This is a genomic window from Nonomuraea sp. NPDC059194, assembly GCF_042754765.1.
Lineage (GTDB): Bacteria > Actinomycetota > Actinomycetes > Streptosporangiales > Streptosporangiaceae > Nonomuraea.
In genome coordinates, this window is record NZ_JBHZBH010000005.1 from 137917 (window position 1) to 156195 (window position 18279).

Annotated in this window: 21 protein-coding genes; 10 read left to right on the forward strand and 11 right to left on the reverse strand. The window is 71.8% G+C overall.

Translation table 11 applies throughout. The features are described 5' to 3' along the window. Positions 1 to 2: 2 nt before the first annotated feature. Together ACFXJ8_RS09620 and ACFXJ8_RS09625 are read left to right on the forward strand one after the other, a co-directional pair. Positions 3 to 1247: a (Fe-S)-binding protein gene (locus ACFXJ8_RS09620; protein WP_379643397.1), complete on the forward strand. Its 1245-nt coding sequence runs from the start codon at positions 3 to 5 to the stop codon at positions 1245 to 1247. After that, positions 1244 to 1993 (forward strand): IclR family transcriptional regulator, encoded by a 750-nt coding sequence (locus ACFXJ8_RS09625; protein WP_379643398.1) that lies wholly within the window; start codon positions 1244 to 1246, stop codon positions 1991 to 1993. The genes ACFXJ8_RS09620 and ACFXJ8_RS09625 overlap by 4 nt, the downstream gene beginning before the upstream one ends. Positions 1994 to 1997: 4 nt before the next feature. Here the strand turns inward: ACFXJ8_RS09625 and ACFXJ8_RS09630 are convergent, their stop codons facing one another. Next, complete coding sequence (locus ACFXJ8_RS09630) at positions 1998 to 2891, reverse strand: SPFH domain-containing protein (RefSeq protein ID WP_379643399.1); 894 nt, start codon at positions 2889 to 2891, stop codon at positions 1998 to 2000. A gap of 76 nt (positions 2892 to 2967) precedes the next feature. Here ACFXJ8_RS09630 and ACFXJ8_RS09635 point away from each other — a divergent pair, with 76 nt between their 5' ends. Then, positions 2968 to 3180, forward strand: coding sequence for a DUF2277 domain-containing protein (locus ACFXJ8_RS09635; RefSeq protein ID WP_379643400.1), 213 nt, complete (start codon positions 2968 to 2970; stop codon positions 3178 to 3180). 31 nt (positions 3181 to 3211) lie between these two features. Beyond that, the gene (locus ACFXJ8_RS09640; protein WP_379643401.1) at positions 3212 to 5116 is read left to right on the forward strand and encodes a hypothetical protein; all 1905 of its coding nucleotides are present in this window, start codon (positions 3212 to 3214) and stop codon (positions 5114 to 5116) included. Here the strand turns inward: ACFXJ8_RS09640 and ACFXJ8_RS09645 are convergent. Beyond that, positions 5097 to 5531 (reverse strand): hypothetical protein, encoded by a 435-nt coding sequence (locus tag ACFXJ8_RS09645; protein WP_379643402.1) that lies wholly within the window; start codon positions 5529 to 5531, stop codon positions 5097 to 5099. The genes ACFXJ8_RS09640 and ACFXJ8_RS09645 overlap by 20 nt on opposite strands. Positions 5532 to 5623: 92 nt before the next feature. On the opposite strand from ACFXJ8_RS09645, the gene ACFXJ8_RS09650 reads away from it, so the two are divergent. The 3 genes from ACFXJ8_RS09650 to ACFXJ8_RS09660 are packed head-to-tail and all read left to right on the forward strand — an operon-like array spanning position 5624 to position 7883. Then, complete coding sequence (locus ACFXJ8_RS09650) at positions 5624 to 6304, forward strand: response regulator transcription factor (protein ID WP_379643403.1); 681 nt, start codon at positions 5624 to 5626, stop codon at positions 6302 to 6304. Beyond that, complete coding sequence (locus ACFXJ8_RS09655; protein WP_379643404.1) at positions 6301 to 7545, forward strand: sensor histidine kinase; 1245 nt, start codon at positions 6301 to 6303, stop codon at positions 7543 to 7545. Before ACFXJ8_RS09650 ends, ACFXJ8_RS09655 begins: the two co-directional genes overlap by 4 nt. Before the next feature lie 35 nt (positions 7546 to 7580). Continuing rightward, entirely contained in the window at positions 7581 to 7883 is a 303-nt protein-coding gene (locus ACFXJ8_RS09660; protein ID WP_379643405.1) for a PepSY domain-containing protein, read from the forward strand. A 1-nt stretch (position 7884) separates the two neighbouring features. On the opposite strand, the gene ACFXJ8_RS09665 is transcribed toward ACFXJ8_RS09660, so the two are convergent. The 6 genes from ACFXJ8_RS09665 to miaA all read right to left on the reverse strand — a co-directional run bounded on the left by ACFXJ8_RS09665 (position 7885) and on the right by miaA (position 14284). Beyond that, complete coding sequence (locus ACFXJ8_RS09665) at positions 7885 to 8547, reverse strand: HNH endonuclease family protein (protein WP_379643406.1); 663 nt, start codon at positions 8545 to 8547, stop codon at positions 7885 to 7887. A gap of 179 nt (positions 8548 to 8726) precedes the next feature. After that, a complete protein-coding gene (locus ACFXJ8_RS09670; RefSeq protein WP_379643407.1) occupies positions 8727 to 9485 on the reverse strand; it encodes an SDR family NAD(P)-dependent oxidoreductase in 759 nt (252 codons plus the stop codon). Continuing rightward, complete coding sequence (locus ACFXJ8_RS09675; protein ID WP_379643408.1) at positions 9486 to 11768, reverse strand: tetratricopeptide repeat protein; 2283 nt, start codon at positions 11766 to 11768, stop codon at positions 9486 to 9488. It lies immediately after the preceding gene. Positions 11769 to 11787: 19 nt separating this feature from the next. Then, positions 11788 to 12579 (reverse strand): hypothetical protein, encoded by a 792-nt coding sequence (locus ACFXJ8_RS09680; protein ID WP_379643409.1) that lies wholly within the window; start codon positions 12577 to 12579, stop codon positions 11788 to 11790. A gap of 23 nt (positions 12580 to 12602) precedes the next feature. Further along, the gene (dapF, locus tag ACFXJ8_RS09685) at positions 12603 to 13409 is read right to left on the reverse strand and encodes a diaminopimelate epimerase (protein WP_379643410.1); all 807 of its coding nucleotides are present in this window, start codon (positions 13407 to 13409) and stop codon (positions 12603 to 12605) included. Beyond that, positions 13406 to 14284 (reverse strand): tRNA (adenosine(37)-N6)-dimethylallyltransferase MiaA, encoded by an 879-nt coding sequence (gene miaA / locus ACFXJ8_RS09690; RefSeq protein ID WP_379643552.1) that lies wholly within the window; start codon positions 14282 to 14284, stop codon positions 13406 to 13408. Before miaA ends, dapF begins: the two co-directional genes overlap by 4 nt. A gap of 83 nt (positions 14285 to 14367) precedes the next feature. Here miaA and ACFXJ8_RS09695 point away from each other — a divergent pair, with 83 nt between their 5' ends. Then, a complete protein-coding gene (locus ACFXJ8_RS09695) occupies positions 14368 to 14649 on the forward strand; it encodes an antitoxin (protein ID WP_379643411.1) in 282 nt (93 codons plus the stop codon). 26 nt (positions 14650 to 14675) lie between these two features. Here the strand turns inward: ACFXJ8_RS09695 and ACFXJ8_RS09700 are convergent, their stop codons facing one another. Beyond that, positions 14676 to 15200 (reverse strand): methylated-DNA--[protein]-cysteine S-methyltransferase, encoded by a 525-nt coding sequence (locus ACFXJ8_RS09700; RefSeq protein ID WP_379643412.1) that lies wholly within the window; start codon positions 15198 to 15200, stop codon positions 14676 to 14678. A 13-nt stretch (positions 15201 to 15213) separates the two neighbouring features. Between ACFXJ8_RS09700 and ACFXJ8_RS09705 the strand changes: the two genes are divergently transcribed. Continuing rightward, on the forward strand, positions 15214 to 16110 hold the full coding sequence (locus tag ACFXJ8_RS09705) for a ribonuclease Z (RefSeq protein WP_379643413.1): 897 nt from the start codon (positions 15214 to 15216) through the stop codon (positions 16108 to 16110). 25 nt (positions 16111 to 16135) lie between these two features. Here ACFXJ8_RS09705 and ACFXJ8_RS09710 read toward each other — a convergent pair whose 3' ends face one another. Both ACFXJ8_RS09710 and ACFXJ8_RS09715 read right to left on the reverse strand, forming a co-directional pair. Next, positions 16136 to 16813 (reverse strand): hypothetical protein, encoded by a 678-nt coding sequence (locus tag ACFXJ8_RS09710; RefSeq protein ID WP_379643414.1) that lies wholly within the window; start codon positions 16811 to 16813, stop codon positions 16136 to 16138. Between the two features lie 111 nt (positions 16814 to 16924). After that, a complete protein-coding gene (locus ACFXJ8_RS09715) occupies positions 16925 to 17494 on the reverse strand; it encodes a hypothetical protein (protein ID WP_379643415.1) in 570 nt (189 codons plus the stop codon). 305 nt (positions 17495 to 17799) lie between these two features. Between ACFXJ8_RS09715 and ACFXJ8_RS09720 the strand changes: the two genes are divergently transcribed. Next, positions 17800 to 18177: a hypothetical protein gene (locus ACFXJ8_RS09720; RefSeq protein ID WP_379643416.1), complete on the forward strand. Its 378-nt coding sequence runs from the start codon at positions 17800 to 17802 to the stop codon at positions 18175 to 18177. Positions 18178 to 18279: the final 102 nt, after the last annotated feature.

Below are 18279 nucleotides of genomic sequence, written 5' to 3' on the forward strand. Positions count from 1 at the left end.
CGATGGAACCCGAGCTGATCAAGGACTGCGTGCACTGCGGGTTCTGCCTGCCGACGTGCCCCACTTATGTGCTCTGGGGCGAGGAGATGGACTCCCCGCGTGGCCGTATCCATCTGATGGGCCAGCACGTCGAGGGCACGCCCATCACGCCCGCGATGGCCGGGCACTTCGACGCGTGCCTGGGCTGCATGGCGTGCGTGACCGCCTGCCCTTCCGGCGTCCAGTACGACCGGCTGATCGAGCAGACCCGCGCCGCGGTCGAGCGCGAGCACGTGCGCGACCCGCAGGAGCGGGCGGTGCGCGGGCTGGTGTTCGGGCTGTTCCCCTACCCGCGCAGGCTGCGCGCGCTGCGGCCGACGCTCGGGATGGCCAGACGGCTGCAGCCGCTGCTCGAACGGGCGCACCCGAGCCTGGGCGCGATGATCGCCCTCGCGCCGCCTCCGGTCAGGCGGCAGCGGCTGCCGCGCCGCGTCTCGGCCGTGGGGCCGCGCAGGGCGGTGGTCGGGATGCTGACCGGGTGCGTGCAGGGCGAGTTCTTCCCGCAGGTCAACGCGGCCACCGCGCGGGTGCTGGCGATGGAGGGGTGCGACGTGGTGATCCCGCCGCACCAGGGGTGCTGCGGGGCGCTGAGCGTGCACTCGGGGCGGCCGGAGCAGGCGCGGCGGTTCGCCAAGCGGACGATCAGGACGTTCGAGCGGGCCGGGGTCGACACCGTCGTGGTGAACGCGGCGGGCTGCGGCTCGTCGATGAAGGAGTACCCGGAGCTGCTGGCCGACTCGCCGGAATGGGCCGCCAGGGCCCGCGCGATCAGGACCGTCGACCTGGCCGAATGGCTGGCCGAACTGGGGCCGGTGGCGAAACGGCACCCGCTGCCGGTGACCGTGGCCTACCACGACGCCTGCCACCTGGCCCACGCCCAGGGCATCAGGGCGCAGCCGAGGGAACTGCTGCGCGGTATCCCCGGCCTGTCGATGCGGGAGATCCCCGAGTCGGCCCTGTGCTGCGGATCGGCAGGGACGTACAACATCTTCCAGCCGGCCGCCGCGCGCGACCTCGGCGACAGGAAGGCGGAGAGGGTGCGGTCGACGGGGGCGGAGCTGCTGGTGTCGGCCAATCCGGGGTGCACGATGCAGATCGCGGCGGCGATGCGGCGGCGGGGTGAGGAGATCAGGGTCGCGCACACGGCCGAGGTGCTGGACGCCTCCCTTCGCGGCGTGTCCCCTTCAGCGCTGGGGAGGCTCGCGTGAGCGTGCAGTCGGTCGACCGGGCGCTCGACGTGCTGGAGGCGCTGGCCGCGCACGGCGGCGAGGCGGGGCTGTCGGAGATCGCGGCCCGCACCGGCCTGCCGTACGGGACGATCCACCGGCTGCTGCAGACGCTGCTGGCCCGCGGCTACGTGCGGCAGGAGTCCGACCGCAGGTACGCGCTCGGCGGCGCCCTGGTCAGGCTGGGCGGGGTCGCCGAGCGGATGGTGGGGGTGTGGGCGCAGCCGTACCTCACCAGGATGGTCGAGCTGTCGGGTGAGACCGCCAACCTGGCCGTGCTGGAGGGCGACTTCATCGTGTACGTGGCGCAGGTGCCCTCGCCGCGCAGGCTGCGGATGTTCGCCGAGGTGGGCAGGAGGGTGCTGCCGCACAGCACGGCCGTGGGCAAGGTGCTGCTGGCCGACCGGCCGGACGGCGAGGCGATGGCGGTGTTCGAGCGGACCGGAATGCCCAGGCGCACCGCCAACACGATCACCGACGGCGCGGCCATGCAGGCCGAGCTGGCCACGGTCAGGGACCGCGGGTACGCCATGGACCTCGGCGAGGAGGAGCTCGGCGTGCACTGCCTGGCCGTGCCGGTCAACGACGGGGCGCGCGTGGTGGCGGCCATGTCGGTCTCGGGCCCCGCCGAGCGTATCGAGGCCCTGGACAGGGACGAGCTGGCCGAGGGGATGCGGAAGATCGCCCTCGACTTTGGCCGCGAGCTGAGCTCCACCAACGGCTGGTGACCTCTCAGCGTCGCGGTGTGATGTTGATCGTGCCGTTCTGCGGCACGGGCACCACGTCGACCTTGCCGTCCTGGATCGCCTTCCAGAGGATCGCGCCGTTCGGCCCGAGCACCCTGACCAGGTCCTGGATTGACTCGAGCTCCGTCTTCACCTTCGCGTTGATCTGCTGCTGGGCCAGGTTCTGCTGCTTGGCGGCCTGCTCGGCGGCCAGGGCGTTGATGAGGCTCTCGGGCGGCTGCGGCTTCTGGATGGTCAGCACCACGTCACCGCAGTCGCCGCTGCCGGCGTAGTTGGGCTGGCAGAAGTACTCGGCTCCGGCCGTCTCCTTGATGAACTGCCTGGCCAGCTGGCCGACCCGCTGCTCCCACTGCTGCTTGATCGTGGGGTCGTTGAACAGCTTCTTCCACTCGAACTCCTGCGAGGCGGCGTCCATCGCCCGGTCGAGCGGCTGCTTGAAGTAGAAGTTGAGCATCCTGGTCCAGCCGCTGGACGAACCGTCCTCGAAGTAGGCGCCGAACTTGCGGCCGATCTTCTCGTGGAACTGCTGCAGGACCTTGCAGTCGGTGTTGAGCGTGAAGGTCGCCGAGCCCGACACCTTCATCTCGACGTTGTCGCGGGACACGATGCTGATCCCGCCCGACTCCGCGTCGTCCCTGCCGGAGAAGTCGAAGGTCCGCTGGCCGAAGGGGTAGTGGTAGTCGGTGTCGCCCGGGCCGAGCCAGGTGGCTCCGCTGGAGGGGTTGATGCACCGCTCGAACTTGATCGCCTCGAAGGTGCCGCCCGCGTAGTGGAGCACGACCTCGTCGGGCTCGGTGCTGACGCGGGAGAAGCTGGTGGCGACGACGATCAGGGCGATGAGCGCCGCGCCCGCCGCTGCTATTAAGAGTCCTTTTCTCATTCTCACGGGCCGAGATCCTACTGAGGCCGGGTAACGGGCAGGGGAAAAGTCGGTGGCGGCAGGTAGCGTGCGAGGCATGTGTAGAAGCATCAAGACGCTGCGCCCGCCGTACACCGACGACGTGACGGAAGAGGACGTGCGCGCCGCGGCTCTGCAGTACGTGCGGAAGATCTCGGGTTTCCGCGCCCCCGCCGCCCACAACGCCGAGGCGTTCGACGCGGCCGTCGAGGCCATCACCAAGGCCTCGGAAGAGCTTCTGGCGGCCCTGCACGTCCGCGGAGCCCATTGACAGCCCCGCGAGGCGGGGGAATGTTCCTCGTATGCCCCCCATCAGCGGCCTGTACCGCGGCCAGGACGGTGAATCCCAGCTCGACCTGAGGGTCGACGTCGACGGAGCGAGACCCACCGGGCGGCTCAGCGGCGACGTGTTCACCACGACCGGCGCGACGACCATCTATCACGGCTCGTTCGTCGTGCACTCCACGACCCGGCAGGGCGACCGGATCGAGGGGCAGGGCGCGTTCACCTTCGCCGCGCCCGACAGGCACGTGACCGTCACCATCACCGCCGACACGGCTACGGCGACGGTCGCGGGCAGGACGTACCGGATCGAGCGCGCCTCGCCGTATTTCAGGAGCGTGCTGCTGGAGCAGGACTCGGTCGTGGGGGCGGTGCCGTTCGCCTCCTACGACACCGGTTCGCTGCCGTGCCCCTCGGGCCGGCGGGTGCTGACGGTGGCGGAGGCGTACGCCGAGGCGGGCGTGGAGCTGCGTCTCGCCGAGCCGGGGGTGATCCCGGTCGACGGCGCGGGCGACGACCTGGCGTGGGACGACGCCGAGCTGCACAACGCGATGACCAGCCAGTTCGCCTCGTTCGGCGACCAGGCGGCGTGGCGGGTGTGGCTGCTGGTCGCCAGCAGGCACGTGGGCGGCTTCCGCGGCATCATGTTCGACTACAACGACGGCTGCCAGCGTCAGGGCGCCGCCGTCTTCCACGACGCGATCAAGGGCGACTCGCCGCAGGCCCAGCGGGCCCAGCTGCGCACCTACGTGCACGAGCTCGGCCACGCCTTCAACCTGCTGCACTCCTGGCAGAAGAACCTGGCCCGCCCGCCCCAGCCGCTCGGCCCGCACGGCGGCCTCGGCGACCTGTCGTGGATGAACTACGTGCAGAACTATCGGCCCGGTGGCGAACGCGGCTACTGGGAGAGCTTCCCGTTCCAGTTCACCGACCCCGAGCTGGTCCACCTGCGGCACGGCTTCTTCCGCGACGTGGCCATGGGCGCCAACGCCTTCGGCGCCGGGGCGGCCGAGGTCGACCCGTTCGAGCAGCCGGTCGCCGACCGGTCGGGGCTGCTGCTGGAGCTGCGGGCGAAGGACTCCTTCGGGTACGGCGAGCCTGTCGTCGTCGAGCTCAAGCTGTCGGCCACCGGCCAGCCCCGTACGACGCACGGCCACCTGCATCCCGACACCGAGTTCACGCAGATCTCCATCACCCAGCCGTCGGGCAGGACCGTCCTGTACCACCCGATGATGCGCCACTGCGTCGACGAGTCACCCGAGATCAGGCTCGACGCCGGCAATCCGGCGATGTACCGCAGCGCCTACATCGGCCACGGCCGCGACGGCCACTACTTCCAGCAGCCGGGCGACTACCTGGTGCGCGGCCAGTACATCGGGGCCGACGGCTCCCGCATCGTCTCCTCCCCCTGCCTGGTGCGGGTCCGGCAGCCGATCACCGCCGCCGACCACCAGGTGGGCGAGCTGATGCTGGGCGAGGAGCAGGGCAAGCTGTTCTCGCTGCTGGGCTCCGACTCCCCTGCGCTGCGCTCGGGCAACGAGGCGCTGGAGGAGGTCATCGACCGGTTCGGCGACCACCCGCTGGCCGTCTACGCGCGCATGGTGAAGGGCCTGAACGCCGAGCGCGCGTTCAAGGACCTCGGCCCGGACAAGAAGCTGCACGTGCGCCCGCCCGACACCCGGGAGAGCATCGCGCTGCTGGGCCAGGTGGCGCGGGAGGCGACGATCGACAACATCACGCTCAACATGGTGACGCGCCGCCTGGCCAGGGCCGTGGCGCGGCGGGGCGACCTGGATCGGGCCTTCGACCTGATGGACGGCATGGTGTCGAGGTTCGCGGCCAAGGGGGTCAATCCCATCGTGCTGGGCCAGATCGAACGGCAGGCGGCGCTGACCAAGCAGGCGCTCAGCGCCGAGATGTCATGACGGGGCGGTCCTGCCCGTCGCAGCGGATCTCGACCTCGACGTCGCGCTCGCCCGACTCGAACTCGACCGTGACCTTCTCTCGCGATTCGGTGTCGACGTCGTCGGTGGTGTAGCCCTGGGCGGGGCTCCACGAGCGCAGCTTCACCAGGCCCGCGTCGCAGGCCGCCACCACGGTCCCGCCAGGGGTCCTGAACGCCTTGGCCTGACCGGCGGCCGTTGCTTTCGAGGGCGAGGGGCGGGGTTGAGCGGAGGGTGGGGGCGTCGCGGCGGCCAGGGCGGCGCGGACGTCGGCGTCCGACATCGTACGGCCGGCCGCCGTCCCGCCCAGCGATCCGCCGAGCAGCCCGAGCACCGCGATGCCGGCGCCCGTCGCGACCAGCGCGGCGACCACCCAGGCCAGGAAGAGGCGTTTCACCCCATCACCATCCCCCATCCTGCGATAAGGCGAGGTTAACGCGGGGATAAGCCGGTTAACCGCACCCCCGCGACCGTCTACGGTTTTCTCATATGGCCGACATCCTGCTCATCGAGGACGACGCGACCATCCGCACGGCCCTCAGCCGTGGCCTGCGGGAGCTTGGCCACGCCGTCTCCTCCTCCCCCAACGCGCTCGACGGGCTGCGCCTGGCCGTACAGGACCGGCCCGACCTGGTCGTCCTCGACCTCGGCCTGCCCGACCTCGACGGCGTCGACCTGCTGCGCATGCTGCGCGCCGTCAGCAAAGTGCCGGTGATCGTGGCCACCGCCCGCGACGGCGACGCCGAGATGGTGCCCGTACTCGACGCCGGAGCCGACGACTACGTGGTCAAGCCGTACAGCTCGGCCCAGCTCGACGCCCGCATCAGAGCGGTGCTCAGGCGTAGCGGCGACGTCCGCGAGAAGCTGGAGCTGGAGGTCGGCGAGCTGCTGCTCGACCCGCGGGCCAGGACGGCCACGCTCGCCGGTGTCGCGCTCGACCTGACGCCGCGCGAGTTCGACGTGCTGCACTACCTCGCCGCCAGGCCCGGCGAGGTGGTGACCAAGCGCGAGCTGCTGACCGAGGTGTGGCAGGTGCCGTACGGCGGGGCGGACAAGACGGTCGACGTCCACCTGTCGTGGCTGCGCCGCAAGCTGGGCGAGACCGCCGCCAGCCCCCGCTACCTGCACACGGTCCGCGGTGTGGGCGTGAAGCTCGTGAGCCCTTCGTGAGGCGCTGGCTCGCCCTCCTGGCCGCCGCGATCACCTCGCTGGTGCTGGTGGCGCTGCTGGTGCCGTTGGCGCTGCTGATCGGCTCGGTCGCCGAGAACGGCGCGATGGGCAGGGCCACCGGCACCGCCGAGTCCGTCGCCGTCGCGGCCGGCTCCCCCGACCTGGCCCTGACCGTCGAGCAGGCGCGCGGCGGCGCGTTCCCCGTCACCGTCTTCCTGCCCGGCGGCGGCGTGCTGGGCGCGCCCGCCCCCCGTGACGACGCGGTACGGCTGGCCGCCACGGGCCGCAGCGTCACCGCCGAGGCCCCGGGCGGCAGGGCCGTCCTGGTCTCCGCCCTCACCCCCGAGGGGACGGTCGTGGTGCGCGTGTTCGTCAGCGACGCCGAGCTCACCAGGGGCGTGCGCGAGGCGTGGCTCGGCCTGGCGCTGCTCGGCCTGGCGCTGGTCGCGCTCGGCATCGCGCTCGCCGACCGCCTGGCGCTGGCGATCACCAGGCCGATCGGCGCGATGGCGCAGGTCTCTCACCGGCTGGCCGGTGGCGACCTGACGGCCAGGGCGGCGCTGGACGGGCCGCCCGAGGTCCGCTCGGTCGCGCTGGCGCTCAACCACCTGGCGGGCCGCATCGACGACCTGCTGGCCGCCGAGCGCGAGTCGGTCGCCGACCTGTCCCACCGCCTGCGCACCCCGCTCACCGGGCTGCGGCTGGACGCGGAGTCGCTGCGTGATCCCGGCGAGGCGGCCAGGATCTCCGCCAGGATCGACGAGCTGCAGCGGGCGGTCAGCGCGGTCATCACCGAGGCCAGGCGGCGCACGGGCGGGCAGCAGTCCTGCGACGCCGCCGCCGTGGTGGCCGAGCGGGCCGCGTTCTGGTCGGTGCTGGCCGAGGACCAGGACCGGCGCATGGACCTCGACCTGGCGCCAGGCCCGCTGCCCGTGCGGGTGGGTGCGGCCGAGCTGGGCGCGTGCGTCGACGCGCTGCTGGGCAACGTCTTCGCGCACACCCCCGAGGGCGTCGCGCTCGCCGTACGGCTGACGCCCGGGGTGCGGCTCGTCGTCGCCGACGAGGGGCCTGGCTTCCCTCCCGCGGCGCTGGAGCGGGGGCGCAGCGGCACCGGCTCGACCGGGCTCGGCCTCGACATCGCCCGCAGGACCGCCGAGTCGGCGGGCGGCGCGCTGGAGCTGTCTCCGGGGCCCGGCGCGACGGTCACGCTCACCCTTAGCCCGCCGTTAACGATCTCCTAGCGCGGCGCTATCGCGGCGCGGGCGAACCTGTGGTCATGACGACGACAACACTCATCACCGCGGCGCTGCTGCTCACCGCCGCCCCCGTCACCGAGGCCCAGGCCGTCGACCTCGCCAAGGAGCGCGTTCCCGGCGCGACCGTCGTGGACGTCGACCGCGACTGGGAGCACGGCCAGCGCACCTGGGAGGTCGAGCTGCGCAAGGGCCGCTGGGAGTACGAGGTCCACGTGGCCGTCAAGAACGGCAAGATCGTGAAGGTCGACAAGGACCTCGACGACGACAAGGACCGGGACGACAGGGACGACGACGACCGGGATCGGGACGGAGACGACGACTGACTCAGCAGGAGGACAGGATGTCCTTCATCGCGGCCTTCTCCGCCGCGGTGACCCACAGCGCGTACTTCGTCTTGACCTTGACCTGGCGGACGATGTAGGCGCACCTGTACGCCTTGCGCGGCGGCAGCCATGTCGCCGCGTCGGCGTCGCTCTTCTGCCCGTTGAGCGGCCCGTCGACCGCCAGCAGGTTCAGCGGGTCGTTGGCGAACTCCTTGCGCTTGTCCTTCGTCCACTGCTGGGCGCCCTTCTGCCAGGCGTCCGACAGCGGGATCAGGTGGTCGATCTGCACGTCCGAGCTGGTGTCCTGGCCGCGCCTGAAGTGGATCGTCTTGCCCGAGTACGGGTCGTCGAGGACACCCGTCAGCACGATGCAGTCGTGCGTGCCCGGCCTGAAGGTCTCCTCGCGCAGGTCCCGCTTGAGGATGTCGTTGCGAGTGTCGCACCCGTTACGGTCGACGTCCGACCACGCGGGCCCGAACTTCTCCCGCTCGAAGCCGGTCTTCGGCGCGCGTCCCTTGACCGCGAGCTTGTCCAGGTCCTTGCGCGCCTGGCCGACGTCGGCCGCCGGCGCCTTCTGCGGCTCGGTGTCGATGTCGGCCGCCTGTAACCCCCCGCACCCCGTCAGTACCGCCATCGAGGCCAGAGCGCCCAACATCCTCTTCATTCGTAAAATTCTAGGATGTAAACGGTCAAAGGCTCGACTATCCATCCGGCCACGCCTGAAGGACAACCCACGGGATTGACGGCCGCCTGCCCTCGTCGCCGCCGCGCGTGACGAAGGGGAGGGGTGAAGGGGTGACGCCCGCCTGCCCTGGTCGTCGCCGGACGCGGGAGGGCGGGGCCTCAGGTGAGGAGGAAGCCGCCGTCGACCGGCAGCGTCACGCCGGTGACGTAGGAGGAGGCGTCGCTGGCCAGGAAGACGGCCGCGGCGACCAGCTCGGCGGCCTCGCCCACGCGCTTCATCGGCACCCGGATCTGCAGCATCGTCTCGATGTAGTCGGGCTTGTAGGCCTCGGTCATCTCCGAGCGGAAGAAGCCCGGCTCCAGGCAGTTGACCCTGATGCCCTTGCGCCCCGACCACTGCTGGGCCAGATCCCGGGTCAGCCCGACGACCGCCGCCTTGGACGCGCTGTAGGCCGCCTGCGGCAGCCCCGCGGTCGTCTCGCCGAGGATGCTGCCGACGTTGATGATCGACGAGCCGGGCCGCATGACCCGGCCGCACGCCTGCGCCATCCAGTAGGTGCCGTGCAGGTTGATGTCGACGACCTGGCGGAACTCCTCCGGCGTCTCCCGTGTGGCGGGCACCGCCGTACCGACGCCCGCGTTGTTGACCAGCACGTCGACGGCGCCGAAGGCCGACACGGCGGCCTCGACGAGCGCGTCGCAGTCGGCGACGACGGTCACGTCGGTCGGTACGGCCACGCACCGCCTGCCGGTCTCCTCGACCAGCCGGCGCGTCTCCTCCAGCCGGTCCTTGCGACGGGCGCCGATCACGATGTCGGCGCCGGCCTCGGCCAGCCCCCGGGCGAAAGCCACGCCGAGCCCCGAAGAGGCTCCGGTGACGATGGCGACCTTCCCCCGAAGGCTGAACCTGTCGAGCATCTAGAGTCCGTACTCCTTCACGATCCGCTCGTGGCGCTCCACCTCGACGTCGACCTCCCTGGCCAGGTCGAGCCAGGCCAGCGGGTGGACCCACCGCTCGGTGGCGTCGTCGAGCAGGGCGTCGACCTCGACGGCCGACACGTTCGGCGGCACGGCGAGCCAGCCGAACACGCCCGGCAGCTGCTCGTTGCTGGTCGGGTGGGTGACCTTGTAGTTCTCGTCGCTGTAGACCCACATCGGCCAGCCGCGCTCGGCCATGACCTCGGTGAACTCGGCCCAGTCCTCCTCGCTCGGCGCGGCGCCGTCGAAGAAGAAGCTGGTGTAGCCGCCCGGCCTGAGCATGCGGACCGCCGCGAACGGCGGCACGAAGTTCTGCTGCTCCTGCGGGTCGTCGGGAACGGGCTCGAGCAGCTGCGGGTCGAAGACGACCAGGTCGCCCGCGTTGTACTCCATGCCGCGCGGCTGCGGCAGCGCGAGCCTGGCGGTGGCGGGGCCGGTGCGGATGGACAGCACCTGGCGCTGGCCGCCGTCGGGCGCCGGCAGGATGATCCTGACCAGGCCCAGCTCCTCCTCGACCGGCCCCTCGGTCGACTTGACCGGCATGCCGATCTTCTTGGCGCCGACGCGGACGGTCTCCCAGTCTTCGGCCGAGGTCGCCAGCACGATCATGCGCCAGACGTCCTCGTCGGTGATGTCGTCGCCGTCGAGGGCCTCGCGCAGCACCTGGGCGCCCTTGGCGTCCTGGTCGAGCTGCTGGCTGGCGCTGGCGAACGCGCGCCTGGCCTCGATGCCCGCGCCTGCCGCCAGCGCCTGCTCGGACTCGGCGGCGGCCTGCTCCCACCGCTCGCGGGCGAGGTGGAGCCTGGCCAGCGCGAGGTGCTTGGCCTTGGCGGGCAGCAGCTCGGCCAGCTGCTCGAGCCGCTCGTCCTGGCGGGCCTCGACGAGCAGGTTGGTCAGGAAGTCGACGTCCTGGGAGCCGGCGGTGGCGATCCTGCCGCCGTCGACGAGCATCTTCCAGTAGATGTCGGCGCCCGTGGCGGGGTAGCCGAGGAAGCCCAGCGTGGTGGTGTGGCGGCGGGTGGCCTCGATGTCCGTGCCCGACAGCGGGGCCAGCCAGCCGACCCACTCCTCGGGGTTGGCGTTGATGCCGTCGGCGGCGTCGAAGTAGGCGACGCGCTCCTCCAGCGGGCTGGACGCCTCGGGCGCGGCGGTGGCCGCGGCGGCGGCGCGCAGGGCGGCGATCCGCTCGGCCACGCCGTCGGTGGTGCGCAGCTCGGCCGCGGCCTGCTCGGCCAGGTCGGCCAGCAGCTCGGCCTGCCAGACGCCCTTCCTGGCGACGGCGAGGTCACCGGCGACCAGGGCGAGCTCGAGGCGGGCGCGGTAGCCGCCCATCATGCCGAAGTAGTCGATCCACTGGCGAAGGACGCGGCCGAGCTGCCAGGTGTTGGTGATCTGCGCGGAGCTCGCCAGCTTCTCGACGGCCCGCGCCCACTCCACGAAGTCGCGCGGGTGGTCGCCGACGATGTCGAGGTCGGGCAGCGCGTCGACGGCCTCGGCCGTACGCTGCAGCGTGGCGAGGATGAGCGCGCGGCGCACGCCCTCGCGGTGGGGCTTGGCGACCGGGTTGTCGGGCTTGAAGTCGGCGGCGGCCTGGATGGCGGCGAGCGCGTCCTCGGCGCGGCCCGCGGCCAGCAGGGCGCGCGAGCTCTCCGCCCCGAGCTCCCAGCTGGCCTCGCGGCCGACCGCGCCGAGGCGCTGGATGGCGGCCTCGGCGTAGGAGACGGCCTCGTCGGCCCGGCCCGCGTCGGTCAGCGCCGAGACGTACTGCGTGACCAGGCCCGCGTAGGCGGGGTCGGTCGGCTCGAGCGCCTCGACGGCCGGGCCGAGGAGGGCCAGGCGCTCGGCGGCGTAGCCGGGGCCGTCGGCGTTGGCCTGGGCGATCGCGAGCGCCTCCACGGCCGCGGGGGCCGACGGGCAGTCGCGCACGTCTTCGCGCTGGGCGAACGCCAGCAGCTCCTCCGCGTCGCCGATCGCGACCGCGCCCTGCGCCCTGTCGCCCACCCGGCCGATCAGGTGCCAGTAGCGGGCGTAGAACTCGAGCCATGGCAGGCCGACGCTCTCCGCCTGCTGCGCGATGGCCGGTGCCATCACGTCGAGCTGCGGGTATCGACCCTCGTAGGCCTGAGCCGGCAGGTCGCCAAGCGCCATGGCGAACGGCGCGTTACCCGCCTCGGAAAGCTGCTGCTGGGTTTCGCCGACCCAGGCCCAGATGTCCACGTCCATGGGCAGTCAGTCTGCCAGGTCAATGGACATGCCCCAAACGCATCAAGGTGACGAGCTCGTCGCGTTCCGCGTCGGTCAGGACGGCGAAGGCGGGCGCCATCAGCTCGTCCGTCAGGTCTTCGGCCTCCCGCCTGCGGGCGGCCGTCTCCTCGGAGATGGCGGGATACGGCTCGGGCCAGGTGAAGAAGCGCGCCATGTCCCGGCCGGAGGACAGGCCTATCGGCGTGCCCTCGTGGTCGGTGGCGAGCGCCGCGGTCAGCGCGTCGAGGCCCTTCGACAGGATCGCGATCGCGTGCACGCCGCCGCGCAACTCCCTGACCACGTGCATGAGCTGGGTGGCCCTGGCCACCCGATCGTCAGGCAGCGGTACGGCCCGCCAGCCGGCGAACAGCGGGGCGCCGAGCACGGAGGCGCCGCCTGCGACCTTTTCCAGCAGGTCGGCGATGCGGACGCAGCCTTCGACCGCGCCGAGCTTGCGTCGCCCCCAGGCGTGGCAGGCGGCGGTGTAGAGCTCGACGGCCTCCTCCACGGCAAGCTTGCGGCCGCCCTCCCAGCTCTCGCGCACGTGGCCGGGAGGGAAGAAGACGGCCGCCGAGGTGACGACGTCGGCGTCGACCTCTCCGAGGACGCCGCACCTGCCTCTGAAGTAGAGCTCGCGCGGGCCCAGCCCGGTTCGTTCGCACAGCTGCTTGGCCTCGCGGGAGATCATGAATCCGCCGCCGAGCCTGCCGATCGTGCCCTTGACCGCCGCCGCGGTGCTCCTGGAGTCGACCATGCGGCCAGCATCGCCCAGCAGAACATCATTCTGCAAGGGGCTGTGGCCTCCCTGTGGCCTCAGATCGTCAGCTCTCCCGAGGCGATGATCATCGCGGGCCCCGCCAGATGGCTGGTCCGCTCGTCGAGCGTGACGGTCAGGATCCCGCCCGGCACCTCCACGGTCCACGTGCCCGTGCTCTCCCCCGCCAGGTGCGCCGCCGCGACCGCCGTGGCGACCGCGCCCGTGCCGCACGAGCGCGTCTCGCCCGAGCCCCGCTCGTAGACCCGCATCAGCGCCCGGTGCGTGCCCACCGCGTTGAGCAGTTCGATGTTGACCCCGTTGGGGAAGACCGCGGGGTCGAAGGCCGGCTGGTGGGTGAGGTCGAGGTGGGCGACGGGGTCGCCGATGACGCACGCCAGGTGCGGGTTGCCCATGTCGACGTGCAGCCCGGTGTACTCCTGGCCGTTCACGATGGCGGTGCTCGACCCGAGCACGACCGGCTTGCCCATGTCGACGCTCACGTCGCCGTCGGCGGCCAGCCGTACGAGCTTGGGCCCTCCTCTGGTCGCGACGGCGAACTCGCCGGGCTCGGCCAGGCCCGCCTCGACCAGGTAGCGGGCGAAGACGCGCACGCCGTTGCCGCACATCTCGGCGAGGCTGCCGTCGGCGTTGCGGTAGTCCATGAACCACTCGGCCCGGTCGGCCTGGTCGGCGACCTCGGGGCTGAGCTTGGTCCTGACCACATGGAGCACGCCGTCCGCGCCGATGCCCGCCCTGCGGTCGCACACCGCGGCCACCCTGGCGGGAGGCAGGTCGAGCTCCCCGTCGGGATCGGGGAGGATGACGAAGTCGTTGTCGGTGCCGTGCCCCTTGAGGAATCTCATGCCCCAACCCTATCCAGGGCCCGCTGGAGCAGGTCCGGCGCGTCGAAGGGCAGCCAGACCACCCTGGGGTCGCGGCGGAACCACGACTCCTGGCGCCTGGCGAACCTGCGCGTGGCTCTGACCGTCTCCTCGAAGGCCCGCTCCTCGCTCCATTCCCCGTCGAGGAAGCGCAGGACCTGCGCGTAGCCCAGCGCCCTGCTCGCCGTACGGCCCTGCGCCAGGCCCAGCGGGAGCAGCCCGCGCACCTCGTCGACGAGCCCCGCCTCCCACATGCGCCGCACGCGCAGCTCGATGCGCTCGTCGAGCACCGGCCGCGGCACCTCGACGCCGATCTGGACGCTGGCGTAGACGGCGTCGTAGGAGGGCATGTTGGCCGAGAAGGGGCGCCCGGTGAGCTCGATGACCTCCAGGGCGCGCACGATCCTGCGCCCGTTGCTGGGCAGGATGGCGGCGGCCGCGGCGGGGTCCTGCTCGCGCAGCCGCGTGTGCAGCGCGCCCGATCCGCGCTCGGCCAGCTCGGCCTCCAGCTTCGCCCGGATGTCGGCGTCCGTGCCGGGGAAGTCGAGGTCGTCCAGCGCCGCCCTGACGTACAGGCCCGAGCCGCCCACCAGGATGGGCACGTCGATGTCGTCCATCAGCGGCCGGACCAGCCGCTGGTACTCGGCGACGCTCGCCGTGACCGTAACGTCCCAGATGTCCAGAAGGTGATGCTTCACCCCACGACGCTCTGCTTCGTCGAGCTTTGCCGTACCGATGTCCATTCCTCGGTAAAGCTGCATGGAGTCGGTGTTGATGCACTCCCCGCCCAGCCGGAGTGCCAAATCCACGGCGAGATCGGACTTTCCGGCCGCGGTCGGTCCGACGACGGCGATCACTGGCTGTTTCCCCACACGGATAAGTGTGACAAGCCGATGGGTATGAACGGTCCGCAGTATCGGCACACCATTCGGGGGAAAGTATGTCGATCTTCGACAAGGTCAAGGAGATGCTGGGCGGCGAGAAGTCCAAGAGCGTCCCTGAGCAGGGCGGTCCTGCGGCCGAGGAGGCCGCGGGAAGCGCCCAGGCGGGCGACGTGCTCAGCGACTTCAAGAACAAGGCCGAGGAAGCGGCCATGAGCGGCATCGACGAGGCCGCCAAGAACGTCGACGAGGCCACGGGAGGTAAGTACACCGACCAGATCAACAAGGGCGCGGAGAAGGCGAAGGACGTCGCCGACAAGATCGACGGCGAGCAGGGTTGACCCGAGTTCAGGTGCGGGGCGCGTGGCTATAGGTCGAGAAGCGTCGGTTGCAGATAGCCCTCGTGGGTGAGCAGCCAGCGCTTGGTCTCGACACCCTCGCCCCCGCTGAACCCGCCGAGCCCGTTGCCCGCCACCACCCTGTGGCACGGCACCACGATCGGGATGGGATTGGCTCCCATGATCGACCCGATGCCCCGCGCTGGAACCCTCGACTCCGCCTTGCGGGCCAGCTCGCCATAGGTGACGACGGTGCCGAACGGCACCCTGTGCAGCGCCTGCAGCACCTGGCGCGGCGTCGCGGGAATGAACCGCCAGTCGACGGGCGTCTCGAACACGCGGCGCCGTCCCGCGAAATATTCGGTCAACTCGGCTACGGCTCCGGCCGTACGATCCGGGTCATGAACCTCGACCAGGTCCTTCAGGCGCGGCCTGGAACCCCAGCCCGCGGCCACCAGCCCCACCTCCGTGACGGCCAGCGTGAACCTGCCGACAGGCGTCGCGACCTCGGCGTACGCGACGGTGACCGGCTCGTGGCTCGTCCGGAAGGTCATCTGGGAGGTCATCGTGTCCTCTCGTGAACTCGTGGTGCTGGGCACGTCCAGCGCCGTCCCTACCAGACACCGTAACCACAACGGCTACCTTCTGCGCTGGGACGGCCAGGGCCTGCTGTTCGACCCGGGCGAGGGCACGCAGCGGCAGATGGTGCACGCGGGGCTCAGCGCGCACGACGTCCACTGGATCTGCGTCACCCACTTCCACGGCGACCACTGCCTCGGCGTGCCAGGCGTGGTGCAGCGCATCGCCCGCGACAAGGTCAGGCACCAGGTACGCGCGGTCTTCCCCGGCTCGGGCGAGCTCTACTGGCGCAGGCTCAGGAACGCCGCCGCCTTCGCCGACACCGACCGGATCAGCGAGCATCCCGTCACGGGCGAGGCCGCCGTGGTGGGGCCGCTGACCGCCCGCCGTCTGTCACACCCCGTCGAGTCGTACGGCTACCGCCTCCAGGAGCCTGACGGCCGCCGCATGCTGCCCGACCGGCTCAAGGCGTTCGGCATCAAGGGCCCCGAGATCGGCGAGCTCCAGCGGACCGGCTCGGTGCGCGGCGTCACGCTCGACCAGTGCAGCGTGCCGCGTCAGGGGCAGGCCGTGGCGTTCGTCATGGACACCAGGCTCTGTGACCCGGTGTTCGAGCTGGCCGACGGCGTGGACCTGCTGGTGATCGAGTCGACGTTCCTGTCGTCGGAGGCGACGCTGGCCAAGGAGTACGGGCACCTGACCGCCTTCGACTGCGGAGTCGTCGCCGCCCGCTCGGGCGTCAGGCGGCTGGTGCTGACCCACTTCTCCGAGCGGTACGGCGTCGCCGAGGAGCCCGCGTTCCTGGAGGAGGTACGGCGCAGCTACGACGGCGAGGTGGTGCTGGCCCGCGACTTCACCACGGTCCCTGTGCCCAGGCGGCGCTGACCGTCTTCAGGTCGTTGGGGCCTGGTCAGGTCCAGGTGGCCACGAAGTAGCCGACTCCGTAGGGCGCGGCGTTCTCCAGCAGCGCGGCCCGCGGCCGGGTGCCGCCCGCCGCGCCCGCCAGCACCTGGAACGCGGCCCTGCCGCCCACCCAGAGCCGTGCCGCCTCCTCCGGGACGAGCGCCGCCAGCGCGCCCGCGTCACCTTCCGCCAGCGCCCCCGCGATCCCCTCGTTGTACGGCAGAGCCGCGGGGGCGAGGTAGCCGGGCGACTTCTCGGTGAGGCAGGCCGAACCGTCGCCCATGACCAGCAGCGCCGTACGCCCGTCGGCGACGAGCAGCTCTCCCAGCCGCAGGCACTCGTCCGTGCCCGCGCCGGAGGCGACCTCGTGGAAGAGCGCCCTCGCGCCCGCCTCGTCGCCCAGCAGCCACCGGCCGATCGTCAGCGACAGCGGCAGGACGGGCTCGCCGTCGCCCACCCTGACGTCGACGCCCCACGGACGCAGCGTGCCCGCGGGCCGCCCGCCGTACGCCCTCGTGGTCTCGCCGCCGCCCACGACGACGAGCCGGTCGTGTTCCACGGCGAGCATCGCCTCGACCGCGGCGGCGCAGGCGGCGCGCAGGCCGTCGAGCTCGGGCGCGGCGGCCCCGGCGAGCGCGGGCACGAGCAGGGGCGGATGCGGGCACACGGCGGCGGCGACAAGCACCTGCCCAGGCTAACCCGAGCCGTCGCCACATCCGCCCGAGCAGGACGGCGACATCGACGACTTGCGCTCCGGCGCGGTGGCACTCGGCCGGGGCCAGTCAAGGGTGAGGTGTCAGCAGCCGTCCTTGGCGCACTGGCCGGGGACCGAACCCGCGGGGCCGTCGGCCGGGCCGGTCTCGGCGGGCTCCTGCTGCTGGCCCTTGCCGGTCTGGGGCTTGTCCTTCGAGCCGGTGTTCTGCGTGCCCTTCGAGCCGTCGCCGTTGCTCGAGGGACCGGCCGAACCCGAGTCGGACTCGTCGGAGGGCGAGTCGGCGGGAACGGCGTCGCCCTCGGCGGACTCGCCGCCCGCCTCGGGGAGCGTGGCGTCGCCCTCCGCCGTTTCGCCCGAGTCACCGAGATCCTCGCCGGGGCCTTCGGCGTCCTCGGAACCGGACTGCTCGGAACCGGACTGCTCGGCCCCATCAGTGGGCTGCGAGACCGACGGGCCGCTGCCGGTGCCACCGGCGTCCGTGCCGAGCACCGCGAACCCGACGCCACCGGCCGCCAGCAGGGCGACGAGGGCCGAGGCGGCGATGATGAGGGTCTTCTTGCTCTTGTTCGGTCGTGGATCGTGTCCGGGCCCGGAAAGGATCTCCAGACCCTGGTCAGGCTGGCCCGTCGGGGAGGGGACGTGCCCGTGCATGAGAAAACTCCCTGCGGTCGTATCGGGGGGAAACGCGATGGCCTCCGCGGGTGATGGACCACACTAACCGCAGGAGTGGAATGCCCGCGCACCAATCACGAAGGAATCACGACTTGTCTTCTCTTGGACCCATACGCCCAGGTTGGGGGGCGAGGGCGGTTCCTGCGGCGGGGGTGGCCGCCGTCCTCGGCACCGCTGGACTGGGCGTTTTCCTGGCGTTTTCCGGGGATTCCAGTGATCATTCCCAGGTGGCGCGACCCGCTCCGATAACGCCTATTATCGCAATCCCCGAAATATCAACTTCCGTGGGAGCGCGGGCGTTCGTGCCGCCCCACTCCCCCGCGATCTCCTGGGTACGGCAGGTGCCCGCGCCACCGCCGTACCGCACCAGGATCGGCACCGGGCAGCGAACCGGCGCAGTGGTCGGCGACCGCGGGCCACGCCTCGATGCGCCTCTCATTGGCGGGCCGCACACCGATGGGCCCCGCGCCGGCGGAGTCGACGATGGCCAGGCACGCGTCGCCGTGCAGACCCCGAGGAGCGCGCCCCGCCTGCCTGCCGCCACACCGCCCACAGCCAGGCCCGCTGATGGGCCCGCGAGCATCCGGCCCGACCCCTGCGCCACGTTCGACGGCCTGCGCCGCGACTACTGCTACCAGGTGCTCGACGATCTGACGCACTGAGCCACCGGGGCCCCTGCAGGAACCCGCGGGAGTCCGCGGGCATGACGGCGACCCCGGCAGCAAGAGGCTGGCGGGGTCGGCGTGCAAGGCCACGCACGGGCC